At 45.9% G+C, this 12,191-nt stretch carries 14 protein-coding genes and 1 pseudogene; 14 read left to right on the top strand and 1 reads right to left on the bottom strand.

The genetic code is table 11. From position 1 onward, the window contains the following. Both AC0YN6_RS25340 and AC0YN6_RS25345 read left to right on the top strand, forming a co-directional pair. Positions 1 to 139, top strand: a pseudogene (locus AC0YN6_RS25340) (carbohydrate ABC transporter permease); the annotation flags it as partial. A gap of 24 nt (positions 140 to 163) precedes the next feature. After that, complete coding sequence (locus AC0YN6_RS25345; protein WP_475750376.1) at positions 164 to 379, top strand: hypothetical protein; 216 nt, start codon at positions 164 to 166, stop codon at positions 377 to 379. Here AC0YN6_RS25345 and AC0YN6_RS25350 read toward each other — a convergent pair. Continuing rightward, the gene (locus tag AC0YN6_RS25350; protein WP_475750377.1) at positions 360 to 515 is read right to left on the bottom strand and encodes a hypothetical protein; all 156 of its coding nucleotides are present in this window, start codon (positions 513 to 515) and stop codon (positions 360 to 362) included. The two genes, AC0YN6_RS25345 and AC0YN6_RS25350, sit on opposite strands and share 20 nt — an antisense overlap. A gap of 177 nt (positions 516 to 692) precedes the next feature. On the opposite strand from AC0YN6_RS25350, the gene AC0YN6_RS25355 reads away from it, so the two are divergent. From AC0YN6_RS25355 to AC0YN6_RS25410, 12 genes are all read left to right on the top strand, one after another. Further along, a complete protein-coding gene (locus AC0YN6_RS25355; protein WP_475750379.1) occupies positions 693 to 962 on the top strand; it encodes a hypothetical protein in 270 nt (89 codons plus the stop codon). A gap of 246 nt (positions 963 to 1,208) precedes the next feature. Beyond that, positions 1,209 to 1,331 (top strand): DUF3502 domain-containing protein, encoded by a 123-nt coding sequence (locus AC0YN6_RS25360; RefSeq protein WP_475750510.1) that lies wholly within the window; start codon positions 1,209 to 1,211, stop codon positions 1,329 to 1,331. An 85-nt stretch (positions 1,332 to 1,416) separates the two neighbouring features. Then, positions 1,417 to 1,677, top strand: a complete 261-nt coding sequence (locus AC0YN6_RS25365; protein ID WP_475750381.1) for a hypothetical protein — start codon at positions 1,417 to 1,419, stop codon at positions 1,675 to 1,677. Positions 1,678 to 2,049: 372 nt separating this feature from the next. Then, positions 2,050 to 2,325 (top strand): hypothetical protein, encoded by a 276-nt coding sequence (locus AC0YN6_RS25370; RefSeq protein WP_475750383.1) that lies wholly within the window; start codon positions 2,050 to 2,052, stop codon positions 2,323 to 2,325. Then, on the top strand, positions 2,326 to 2,742 hold the full coding sequence (locus AC0YN6_RS25375) for a hypothetical protein (protein ID WP_475750385.1): 417 nt from the start codon (positions 2,326 to 2,328) through the stop codon (positions 2,740 to 2,742). Between the two features lie 4 nt (positions 2,743 to 2,746). Beyond that, on the top strand, positions 2,747 to 2,944 hold the full coding sequence (locus AC0YN6_RS25380; protein WP_475750386.1) for an S-layer homology domain-containing protein: 198 nt from the start codon (positions 2,747 to 2,749) through the stop codon (positions 2,942 to 2,944). A gap of 67 nt (positions 2,945 to 3,011) precedes the next feature. Further along, entirely contained in the window at positions 3,012 to 8,915 is a 5,904-nt protein-coding gene (locus AC0YN6_RS25385; protein ID WP_475750388.1) for a glycoside hydrolase family 2 TIM barrel-domain containing protein, read from the top strand. A gap of 79 nt (positions 8,916 to 8,994) precedes the next feature. Then, entirely contained in the window at positions 8,995 to 9,192 is a 198-nt protein-coding gene (locus AC0YN6_RS25390; RefSeq protein WP_475750390.1) for an S-layer homology domain-containing protein, read from the top strand. Positions 9,193 to 9,831: 639 nt separating this feature from the next. After that, positions 9,832 to 10,317, top strand: a complete 486-nt coding sequence (locus AC0YN6_RS25395) for a hypothetical protein (protein ID WP_475750391.1) — start codon at positions 9,832 to 9,834, stop codon at positions 10,315 to 10,317. Beyond that, positions 10,271 to 10,702, top strand: coding sequence for a glycosyl hydrolase family 95 catalytic domain-containing protein (locus tag AC0YN6_RS25400; RefSeq protein WP_475750393.1), 432 nt, complete (start codon positions 10,271 to 10,273; stop codon positions 10,700 to 10,702). The genes AC0YN6_RS25395 and AC0YN6_RS25400 overlap by 47 nt, the downstream gene beginning before the upstream one ends. A 202-nt stretch (positions 10,703 to 10,904) precedes the next feature. Further along, positions 10,905 to 11,711 carry a hypothetical protein gene (locus AC0YN6_RS25405; RefSeq protein WP_475750394.1) on the top strand — a complete coding sequence of 269 codons (807 nt, stop codon included), beginning with the start codon at positions 10,905 to 10,907 and terminating at the stop codon, positions 11,709 to 11,711. A gap of 26 nt (positions 11,712 to 11,737) precedes the next feature. Beyond that, positions 11,738 to 12,190: a flavodoxin gene (locus tag AC0YN6_RS25410; RefSeq protein ID WP_475750396.1), complete on the top strand. Its 453-nt coding sequence runs from the start codon at positions 11,738 to 11,740 to the stop codon at positions 12,188 to 12,190. Position 12,191 lies beyond the last annotated feature (1 nt).

The following is a 12,191-nucleotide window of genomic DNA, read 5'->3' on the forward strand; positions in this document are numbered from 1 at the left end:
GCGGCAGGCTGCCATGCTTTCGAACAAGACATTGAATGCGGCCAAAATCGTTATTTCGATGATTCCCATTTTGGTGGTCTATCCGTTCATGCAGCGGTATTTCATTCAAGGTATTATGTTGGGCTCGGTCAAGGAATAGAAATTGGAGAAGGATTGGATCTCAATGTCCAAACCATTTATATTAGCTAACAACCAATTTCAAATCGAAGTGGGCAAGGCAACCGGGGGGCTTCGTTCCCTGGTTCACCCCAAGGATCCGTACGGCATGAATTGGATCGAAGGGAGCCGTGTTTGGGGCAACTTCATATTGAATAAATATGATCATACCGACTCGATGGCTTCGCGCACAGAAATCCAATTTACCCCTGATCAAGTTTGAAAACCGTGCCGCTCTTCTCATCATACAACTCGCGCAGCATGAAGTCGTAATACAACTCCATGCTCTTCGCCATCATCTCATGATCAACAGTTGATTTCGGCTGCCGGCTTAGGTACGACGCCAGCAGGACGCCCATTCCAATTCTCTCGCGACCCGCATTATGATCATCATGCTTTTGTCCGTAATATTGTTCTTTCGATTCTTATCCAGGCATTGCTGCTTCTCCACAATATATTGGCACCGTGCGGCCAAGATTTTATCAAGAGGAGGTACACTCAGGACGTTTAGATGAGTAGACGCTGAGCCATCTCTCTTGGGAGATACCTTTCCCCACTACTGGAGCACGTTAACGGCTATTGCCTACAAGTATTATTATCAAGCGACCGGTCGGAGTGAATTCAACAAGAAAGCGAACACGATTCTTCGCGGTAATTTATGCTTGTTCGATGCGGATGGTTTTGGTTCGTGTGCGTATCTGTATCCCCACTCGGTCAATCATAGGATGGCAGGATATTATGATCCTTGGGCCAACGATCAGGACTGGGCGTTGCTATATGCGATGAAATTTTTGGATCTCCCATGAGGCAGAAGGAATAAAAGGAAGCAGTTATTCCAGCCGTACCGGCGGGTTGGCTGTTATTATTCTATGAATTAAGTACTGGGAGGATGGTAACCTGTTCAACGATTATTCGGGCAATGCCTCCCCAGTCACAATGGATCAACTCAAACAGTTGAACGATACGTCGTCTGCTTCACCACTACTGGGATTCTTGTACAATCCGGATACCTTGAAGCAAGAATACGCTCAAGTAAATGCGATTTTGAGCGAATTGATTCCTGCCGTTATGAGGGAACAGTCGATCCGGAAAAGACCATTTCGAAATACGTGGATCGTCTGAACAAAGCCGGAATGGCCAAGTTGATCGAAGACGCGCAAAAGCAAATCAATTAGTGGAAATCTGCTAACGGCAAGTAAGCGGCAACCTTGTAGAACCGACCCAATCTCAATTCGCGAACTAGGGAGTAGGGCGGTTCTAATGCCTCGGATGCTGGATACTTTATCTCGAATCACGCATTCGATCGATCCTACCCGTCCAACCATTGCTTGCATGAATCATGGATGGAACGAGGGTGGCTATAGCGATTCAGTGGATATTACGGGCTATAACTATGGTCAAAGAGAAGATCAATATATTCGCGACCATGAGCATATTCCGGAGCGGATCATGATCGGAAGCGAGAGCACGAGTTGTACGACTACACGTGGAATCTATGAGAATGATGCAGTTAGAGGGTAGTATAACCGAAATCAAGCGACAAATGGTTAAAAAGACTCGCGCAACTATTTGGAAGCGCTCACAATTGTGACCGCAGTTGTTCTCATGATGTGAGCTGCTTGTAGCAAGCATAGACGATTGATAGGAAGGGGCCTGATATGCCGATAACAGTCAGATGTTTTCTGCGACAATCTGGAAACAGAATTATCAGATTACACATAAAGGCTGGTTTTTGAGCTTGATTGCTCGGATCAGCCACAAATAGCGAATATTTTAGAAAGGGGGTGTTCTATCGATTTGTTTCTTGAAGCTAGAGCATTAAAAAAGTAGGTAGTGATTGAACTGTTTTAATCAGTGAGTTGAATACGAATTGATGGAGGAGAACAAACGCAGATGAAGAAAATTAGAAGAAGCCTTCACAAAAAGGTAAGTGTTTCATTCTTGGCTGCTATGTTTTTGCTTATGCAAGCTATGCCGGGCATCGGAGTTGCATATGATGGAAAGTCCACAGACTCTGAAATGGGCAAATCACCCGTAATCGAGTCAGTTCTTAATCTTAATGAGAATTCAGGAGAAACTGTTACGGATTCCAGCTATTCTGACTTGTCGCAGCTTGTTCAAGCGGTAACAGTAACGAGCAGTGATCGATTTGAACGAGATTATACATAGTTGCCGGATGACTCAAGCATCGATGAATTGACAGGCACAGTTTCTGAGAAGATCCAGGATGGAAAGTTAACTACTACTCTTTTACCCTATGACCAGCAGCTATTTACCCAGTCACCGATGATCCAGGACGGCTATTACAAGATTAGGCTTAGTTCAAGCGCCTATGACCGATTTGGTTTGATCATCCGAGACAATGGGGAGTACTTAACCACTTTAGTTCATGATGTAAGCGGAAACTGGCACACCAGTTTGTTTAAAAACGGTGAATGGAAGGGCAATATTAGCTACGAAGGAAGCGGATATATCCCAAAAGATGGTGATACTTCTGAGTACACGGTTCATATGGAAGGAAATAGCGTTAAGCTCTGGGTAGATGGCCATGCTAGAAATGGCAACTATGCTGTTAAGAGCATATGAGGTCATGAATGGCAAGGTGGATAAGGTTTCTACTACGCACTTCACTGATGTGTCGCAAATCTCAGCTTGGGCAAAAACAAATGTAGCTACTGCAGCTGAATTGAAGCTTATTAATGGACGCGATAATGGAAAGTTTGATCCTAAGAGTGCTATGACACGTGCAGAAGCAGCACAAGTGATCTACAACCTGATTCAAGACTAATCGATTTCACTTTCCGGAAGTGCTCAAAAAAGGCGGAAAGCCTATCAAAACGACGAGGAGAATGGCAATGAAAATAGAACTCCGTAACCAGTCTAAAAAAGGCTTTAGAGCTACAAAACAAGCAACATACCGCTTATGCCAGGTGTTGGCGATGACGCTCTGCGTATGCCTTGCGATTTCAGGACTACCGATTACAGCTTTCGCTGCTCCTGCTGTCATTGACTCTGGTGCTCCAGACGTTGGTGAAACACTAAGTCCTGAGCTTTACCCGAAATATTTTACGAATTTGGCCAAAGAGACTACGGCAACCTTAAACGTGCCGGAGTACCCCGGTCACCCCGCCAGCCATGCGGTGGACGGGAATTTGAATTCTTATGCCCAAGGAAATGTGGGACAGCTTTTTGACTTGACTCTGAAACTGAAAAATAAGAGCAAAGTGGACACCATTATATTGAAAGATTCGAGTAGTATCTTTGGTAGTTTACCTGCACTCAATCAATTTCAGGTATCTACGTCTGAGGACGGTGAAAACTGGACGGAAGCAGTTACCCATACGGTACAGGACAGTGAGCGTGATCGTGATATTGTGGTAAACTTTGCCTCTGCGGAAGCGACTTATGTAAAAATCGAAATATTGGATGGAGCGACATGGGTGGTGATCACTGAGCTAGAAGTTTACGATACTTCTAGAGTGCCGTCGGTAACAAGCGGTGTAAAAAGTGGCAGTACACTTCCTAAAGGCTGGAAAATTATCTTAAGCGCACCGTTTAATGCGGAGATTTTTTACACTATCGATGGTTCTGATCCCCTAACCTCGGAAACGAAGCAGCGTTATGTAGAGCCTATTGAATTTAGCGGTGATGTTACCATCAAGGCCTATGCCAGAAAAGATGGGATGATTGATTCCGACGTAAATACTTTTAGCTACTTGATGAGGTATATGGACGCATCTCCGGATAGTGGAATAGTAGAAAATGGCGCAACAGTCACCTTGAGCAGTTATCTGCCGGAATCTCATATTTTCTATACCACAGACGGAAGTGACCCAACGACTTCTCATAACGCCAATGAGTATACCCAACCTATCACCATCAATGGATATACGCAAATACTCGCCTATGCTAAAAGTCAGGCTAGTAACACACCGGTATACGAGTTCGTTTACGTCACCGAAAATGAAAACGTCGGAGTTGGCAAAACTGTTACAGCTCAGAGTGGTGACAATCCGATAAATATCAACGACGGCAACGAAGGTACGGTTTGGCAGGCCAGTAAGGATCAGTGGTTCAAAATTGATTTCGGCGTTCCATTTGATTTCTCCGGTATGAAAATCATTTGGGAGGACGACGGCGCCAACTACAAATACTTGGTTGAAACATCCTCTAATAATAATACTTGGTATAAATACTATGAAACCGACATGGGCAAACCGGGGCAAGAGCATGCGATAGTCAATCTGGAAAATCACCGCCAGTATATGCGGTTTAAGATTTTTGATGCGAAAGATGGCGCAACCTATGGCATCAAGGAAATTAAGGTGACTGGTAAAGAGAGTGAATCGGTACCGGAAATTCCTATGTATAATAACCCTGAAACAGATATATATGACCGCGTGGTGGTAAATCCCATTCCCGATCGAGTAGAAGGGGTCGCAGAGCCGGTCATATCTCTAAATGGAGAATGGAAATTCGCAATGTACCCACAAGATGGATTCTGGAGAAATACCACTGATCTATCCCACTGGGATACAGTAAAAGTCCCTGGTGATCTGGACGCGCAAGGCATCCCTGTTTATGATCCGGAAAATCCAGACAAACACTACAGCTTCGGATATGCTATCGAGCATTTTTTCTATCCCGGCAATAATAAGGAAATGGTATATAAAAGAGAAATTGACGTACCGGCAGATTTCGCAGGCCAAAAGGTGTTCCTTCGGGTCGATAATGCTCATAACTATTCTCGTATATGGGTTAACGGCCATTATGTGCGTGACCACCGCGGTGCGTTCAACGCCTGGGACGCTGATATCACCGATTATTTGATGCCCGGTCAGAAAAACTGGATCACCGTTTCGATAACCACCGAAGGCAGCTTAGACGACGATGGAAATTGGTTGAGTTTCCTCGAGTTACGCACTTATCGTGGTATTTTGGGTGACATTACCATGTATGCGACTCCAAAGACTTATTTGAACCGTCTGAATGTAGAGTCTGACTTGGACGATCAATATAAGGACGCGAACCTGACCGTGACAGCAAACACGGATTTAGAGGATGGCAAGAGCGCTGAAGTGAGGCTAACCTTGAAAGACATGAAAGGCAACTCTGTCGATTTAGATACCAACACAGATTTAGATACAAATACAATCCACATTACGGAAAATTTTAAGGATACGAGCGTCACCATTCCAATCCAAGATCCTGCTAAATGGGATCCGGAGCACCCTAATCTCTATACATTAACCGCTGAACTTGTGGTGGATAACAAAACCGTAGAAACAGTGGTTAGGAAGATTGGCTTCCGCGAAATCACCATTGAGTCTGTGGATGGAACAAAGGTGTTTAAAGTCAATGGTATTCCTACAAAGCTGCGTGGAGTCAACTATGGTTTTACAGTTTATGGAACCGAATATATGGGTTATGATTTCGAAATTGATAAGAAGTATTTGGAAGAAATAAAGAAAAACAACATCAACTTCATCCGCGCTGCGCACAATCCGCTTTCCGACAAATTTTTAAACCTCTGCGATGAACTTGGTTTTTTCGTAGAGCAGGAAAGTTCTGTAACCTTTGCTGGAAGGGGTTGGATAAAAGATGGAGCCGAGGATATGCCGTATTACCAGACATATGAGCTCAACATGGTAAGTGAAATGGTAGAAAAGGACAGAAGTCACCCGTCCATTATCATATGGTCCATCGGTAATGAATCCAAATGGGGCGAAAATTATAATATTGTTAGCCAATACATCAAGGCTGTGGATCCGTCCAGACCAATCATTTTCTCGTATGGAGTGCTGGATCCAGAAACCTCTCCGGCTATCGATATCTATAGCAGTCACTATAGTACGGGGGATGAATGGGAAGGGAGAGTAATCTTGAATGACGAATACGCCCATCCCTACGCCCAAGGTGATGAACCCGACATGCAATTTGATCCTGGTTTCAGAGAAAATTATTATCAGAACCTTCAGTATCACTGGGAGGAGATCTACAAGAAGCCCTTCGATATGGGGGGAGCCATCTGGAATTTTAGTGACAACTTCTATGAAGGTAAAAACCAAGTGATGGGGAACGGTAACTGGGGACTAGTTGATGCTTGGGGTCGTGAGAAGCCTGAAATATGGGCTACCAAAAACATATATTCGCCCGTGCAATACAAGGGGGAGGATGCAGTAAAATATCCTGGAGTGAGCAAGGAACTAAAACTTCCATACGAAAACCGATATGAGACAGTCGCATTTAATAATCAGGATTTTGAAATCATGTATTCCATAAACGATATACCGCAGGGGTCTCTCAGGAGTGATCTAGCACCAAAGAATAGTGGTAATATTTCCATCCCTGCGCCGGAGGAAGGATGGGGAATAGGTGACAAAATCACGGTCGAATTTTATAAAACGACCAATGGTATACGCAGAAATGTAGTAACCAACGTGGTCACGATTGGCAATCCTGTGTATTTGTTTGCCCAGTCAGGCGATACAGCACCTGAGCTTGTGGAAACCAACAACGCCATTAAGGTAACAGGGAAGGATTTCTCACTGGAATTCAATAAGCTCACAGGTAAGATTACAAATGGTTCCGTCAAAGAAGAGACAGTTTTGGCGGGAGGACCGCATCTGAATCTAGGAATGAATACGCTGGGCGAATGGAAACTGAATCAGATTCAAGCAAAAACGGAAGAAGGCGCGGTTGTTGTCATCATAGACGGTCAGTACGGTTCTATGGGCTGCACCTTTATTCTCACCATTGATGCGTATGGCAGGATAGACACTCGTTACAAGCTATCCAACACTTCTGCTATTAACAGCTATGAGGTCGGCGTGTCCTTCGATCTGCCATCTACCGCAGACAAAATTTCTTGGGTGCGGGACGGTTATCTGAGCAATTATCCGGAAAACCAGCTTGGCCGCTTAGAAGGCACCGCTGTCAAGGAAACCGAATGGAAGCGCGAATTTGGAGTAAAACCAACCATGGAGTGGAAGGACGATGACAAGGATTTCTTTAGTTTTGGCCGCGATGATGAGGGTGGACGTGGAACGACGGATTTTCGTGCTTCCAAAACAAATGTCCACTATGCGGAAATGGGTTTTGATGGGATAGGAACGACACTAGCGGTGCTGGGCGACGGAAATGGCTCGGTGCGCACAAACATCAACAAGGACGGATCGGTAAGTCTGGCCATCAATAACGCTTGGGGTTTTCCTACCTCGCTTCTTTCTGGTATATATAAGAGAGTTGTGGTTAAGCCCAACTATGAAAACACGATTTCTATGAAACTTACCGACAAAACTCACAATTATTATCGGAATTACACCACAGATGAGAATAATGTCATCGTGAAGCCTGACGGCGACTTGAACGTCCTAACTAAAGATACGATGCAGTTTACCGCCTCAGAGCAAAACGTGAAGTGGAGCGTTGTGAATTTGGATGGTACGAAAACAAATAAAGCTTCCATCGATCAAAATGGTCTACTGAAAGCGTCCGCTTATAGTGGAGAGGTGGCAGTACGCGCCAAGTCTTCGAATGATGGTGGAGTTCAAGGTATATGCATTATCACCATTGACCGATCGGATGTTACGCCGCAGGGACCTTCAAACGTCACTCCAAGCGGAAAACAAGATCATACCGATGACAAAGGTACTCTAACGCTTCCGGCGGACAAACTGATCGGCAACGGGAATGGCAAAGTGACCGTCGAACTGCCGAGCGGCACGACCGAAGTCAAATTGCCGTCCAACTCATCCGAGGCGCTTTCGAATAACAAGCTCGAGCTGAAGTCGGACAAGTTGACTCTCGAGGTTCCGGCAGAACTTCTCAAGCAGTTGGAAGCTAAACTGCCCGCTAGCGAATTGAAGGACGCTTCGATCTCGCTCAAGCTTGTACCGCTGACCTCTTCCGAAGCGAATGATGTGCTGTCCAAAGGCAAATCCGCGTCGAACGCCACGATCAAAGCGGCGGGAGAAATATTCGAATTCAGCTTGTCGATCACTTCGGCGAGCGGTAAAACGGTGTATTTGACCCGGTTCGACCAACCGATCACGATTCGGCTGAAGGTCGGTACGGAAGTCGATCCGAAAACGGCCGGCATCTATTACATTTCCGACGACGGCAAGCTCGAATACATCGGAGGAAAGCTTGAAGGCGGCGAGATGGTCGCGGCAATCAGCCATTTCAGCAAATATGCCGTTCTGCAAGTATCCGTCGATTTCCTGGACGTCGGTTCGAAGCATTGGGCCTACAGCGTCATTCGGGAGTTGGCGGCGAAGCAGATCGTCAAAGGAACGAGCGAAACGGCATTCGAGCCGGATAGATCGATCACTCGAGCCGAATTTACGGCTCTGCTCGTTAACGCGTTAAAGCTGAAGGCGGAAAGCAACGTTAAATTTACCGACGTATCCGCGAATGCCTGGTATGCCAAACCGATTTCCATCGCGTACCAAGCAGGCATTGTCACGGGCAAAAGCGTTTCCAGCTTCGATCCGAACGGTACCATCACGCGGGAAGAAATGGTCACGATGATGATGAAGGCGTACGGCTTGCTGCACGGGCAGCAACCGGTTGCGTCGGGAAGCGCGCCGTTTAACGATATGGAACGCGTCTCGTCGTGGGCTTTCGATTACGTGAAAGCGGCTGGCGGTCTTCACCTGATTAAGGGACGCTCTTCGGGCAACTTCGTTCCCGACGGCGTTTCGACCCGCGCGGAATCCGCCCAGGTCATCTACAACCTGATCCAAACGAATAACTAATTAGACATTCAAGGCTTATTGGAACCGAACCAGGGATGCCATTCGAAATAATGGCATCCCTCTATGAGCTTATGAGGTCATGAATGGCAAGGTGGATAAGGTTTCTTCTACGCACTTCACTGATGAGTTGCAAATCTCAGCTTGGGCAAAAACAAATGTAGCTACTGCAGCTGAATTGAAGCTTATTAATGGACGCGATAATGGAAAGTTTGATCCTAAGAGTGCTATGACACGTGCAGAAGCAGCACAAGTGATCTACAACCTGATTCAAGACTAATCGATTTCGATATGGAATGAAGTACGGGATACCCCCCTGTGTCAGAATAGTTGTCGTACCCCTAAACAGTAGCGAATAACTACTAACGTGGACTCGTTACTGCCTAGCTGCCATGAGCTACAAGGGGAACTAATAACTAATCATTCGTTTTAATGGCAGGGTCACGTCTGCTAAGTCATGGCATCACCTAAGAAGATCTAGATGGCCCTCTAGGTCGTGGCTGGTTTGTTGATGGAACCTACTTACGAGGTTCCACACCTTCCGGTAGTAACCAGATGTCCAGCGACTGCAAGTGAGTTGAGGTTAAGCGTGACAAAATCCCAAGGAAGGGGCCACTTCCTTGGGATTTTGTCGTTAAATAAGTAGAAGGACCGTTCGGTTAATACTTAGCGACCTCTATTTTATGTAACTCCGATTTGCTGAAGTACCATAGCTAAATCCCCCGCAAGAGCACGAAGTTCCTCTTAAGCCCCGAAATTGGATTTGAGTCTAGTACACTTAACAGTGTGTAAGCCAGAAACAGAACCAATGGAGGGGATTTTTTAATGTTTAGGTCTTCTTTGCGATCTTTTCTACCGAAGCCGGTCAGCAGCCACAGGTTGCCAACCGGCTTTTTGTTCGTGGGCTAGATCGGAGTCGATGCGGGGCTACGCCCGGAAGGATGCCACCGCCGCGGTGCGGTGCCTTCGGATTCAAGCGGTGGCCACCAGTACCGGAGGAGAAGCAGATCTCGAAGAAGAAAACCTTCTTGAAAGACAAAACCCTTGTGAGAAATCTCGAAGAAGAAAAGGGCGGGGCTTGATTCGCAGAACGATTCTGCAGCGCTGGCACTTCGCTCCTGTCGTTTTCAATGAGCCACATCCGGCGTATTTCGTATCTGTCATCTTAGCCAACCATGACGAACCTCTCCGTGCAATGGTGGCTTATCTCATTCGAGAACGCCATCCCGGCTTTGCCGGGCAGACCATTGCACTACGAGAACCGGTCATGGTTAAACGTGGCTATGACGGCTTCGAAATACGGATGTTCTGCTCCTTTGAAAACCCCATACGCTCCACGCTTGCCAGCGGCGGCGGATTTGCTTATCAAGCCCTTAAAGATTCCGCTCATCGCCGCTCGGGCTAGACAGGCTTCGGATATTTGGGGTTCAACGGTCACCTTTTTTGATATTCTTGGTATCTGGCCGATAGGTGCCGCCTGGATGTGCAGACATTTATATGAGCATTATCTGTATAATTTTGATGACGTTTTCCTTAGGGAGAAGGCGTATCCGCTCGTCAAGGGGGCAGTCAGGTTCTTCCTTGACTTCATGGTGGAAGCGCCCGAGGGTACAGCTTGTCCCGGAAGTCTTGTGTGCAATCCGACGCATTCTCCGGAGAACGCTTTTGTTGTGGCTGACGGTTCGGCGGGCATATTCACCTATGGCGCAACGATGGATACCGAAATCATCTATGATATTGGCACGATTTGTGTCGAGATGATCGATATTTTAAGCAGAGACGAAGAATAGGATTGACATCAATAGTGAGAATGTTTATCATGTATACGAAAGTGATAATCATTATCACTAAGTGAAGGTTAACTGAAATTCATAGTGAGAAGCAGATTCTCGGTCGAAATATACGTCATAAGCTGCCTGTTTAACGCAGATTACGCAGCATATCCAGCTTTTTGGAAACGAAAAAGCGATCATTTATTAAGGAGTGAGAGTGATGCAAACTGAAACAAGTAAGCCTTGGAATTGGCTGCTCTTTCCCTTTTCATCGATAAAGGCAGGACCTGACTGCGTATTTGCGGCTTCAGTCGGCCACGGAATTTATCAGATTGATGATGAAGGCGGCTGGGAGAAGCTGGGCTCAGGAATGGACGATCTGAACAATGTGAAGCGGCTGCAGCTGCAGCATGATTTGCTCCATGCTTGCACAAGCAGCGGCCTATTCGAGTGGAGCGGAGAAGCATGGGTCAATGATGGTATATCCATACCATGTTATCAATTTCGCAAAATAGGCGGAACAAGTTATGCGGCAACAGAATATGGTCTTTGGTCTAAAGCAGGCTCCAGATGGGAGCAAATCGCTTGTAATGATAAACGAGTCTTCGATTTTTTGAATTTACCCCAATATTTGATCATTGGGCATGAGAATGGAATTTCATTATATGATCGCTTTATGGATGATTGGGCACATTTTGAGCTGGCAGCAAGCATAACAAGCTTGGCTGTGTTCAAAGGTCATTTAATTGGAGCAAGTGATCAAGGTGAGCTGTTCATCGGTGATAAGCAAGGTCGCTTTGATAAAATTCGCTTCGGTAATCGTTTTATTTTTTCTGTACTCGCTAAGGGCAACGACGTTTATGTCTGCACGGATCGTGGACTCTTCAAGCTCACACTCCTTTGTAATCAAGTAACACTGCTATCTGTTAAGCTAGGCTATCCTGTTACGGATATAGATACGTACGGGGGGAATCTCTATCTTGCAACCCTCTTTGAAGGCATACAAACATTACAAGCTAAAGGATAAATAAATAGGAATGGGAGGAATGACAGTTGTCTAAAGTACTGGTGGTGTATGCAAGTATGACGGGAAATACAGAGGAAATGGCGGAAGCTATTGCAGAAGGCGCTAGGTTAGCTGGTGCAGAGGTTGTTTCGAAGGAAGCTTTCGACGCTAGCGCGAGTGAGCTTAATGATTATGATGGCATTATTATTGGTGCATATACTTGGGGTGATGGCGAACTGCCAGATGAGTTTATTGATTTTTTCAATGAGATGGAATCACTTGATCTAAGCGGAAAAAAAGCGGCAGTATTTGGATCAGGTGATACATCATATCCGATCTATTGCGGCGCGGTGGATACAATTGAAGCGAAGCTAAAGGAGCTCGGCGCAGAAATGGCAGGCGAGTGCATTAAATTTGAATACAACCCGTCTGAAGAAGAGAAGGAGCAAGGCAGGAGATTAGGACGCCAGATCGCGAGTCTCGCAGCGGTAGCAGGATAAT

The organism is Paenibacillus sp. J22P15, from assembly GCF_056269345.1.

What these genes read in the sequence shown, in the direction of transcription:
- AC0YN6_RS25345 (WP_475750376.1), top strand. Translation starts at nt 164, where the DNA reads ATGTCCAAACCATTTATATTAGCTAACAACCAATTTCAAATCGAAGTG.
- AC0YN6_RS25385 (WP_475750388.1), top strand. Translation starts at nt 3,012, where the DNA reads ATGAAAATAGAACTCCGTAACCAGTCTAAAAAAGGCTTTAGAGCTACA.
- AC0YN6_RS25390 (WP_475750390.1), top strand. Translation starts at nt 8,995, where the DNA reads ATGAATGGCAAGGTGGATAAGGTTTCTTCTACGCACTTCACTGATGAG.
- AC0YN6_RS25365 (WP_475750381.1), top strand. Translation starts at nt 1,417, where the DNA reads ATGCCTCGGATGCTGGATACTTTATCTCGAATCACGCATTCGATCGAT.
- AC0YN6_RS25370 (WP_475750383.1), top strand. Translation starts at nt 2,050, where the DNA reads ATGAAGAAAATTAGAAGAAGCCTTCACAAAAAGGTAAGTGTTTCATTC.
- AC0YN6_RS25405 (WP_475750394.1), top strand. Translation starts at nt 10,905, where the DNA reads ATGCAAACTGAAACAAGTAAGCCTTGGAATTGGCTGCTCTTTCCCTTT.
- AC0YN6_RS25350 (WP_475750377.1), bottom strand. Translation starts at nt 515, where the DNA reads ATGGGCGTCCTGCTGGCGTCGTACCTAAGCCGGCAGCCGAAATCAACT.
- AC0YN6_RS25380 (WP_475750386.1), top strand. Translation starts at nt 2,747, where the DNA reads ATGAATGGCAAGGTGGATAAGGTTTCTACTACGCACTTCACTGATGTG.
- AC0YN6_RS25395 (WP_475750391.1), top strand. Translation starts at nt 9,832, where the DNA reads ATGCGGGGCTACGCCCGGAAGGATGCCACCGCCGCGGTGCGGTGCCTT.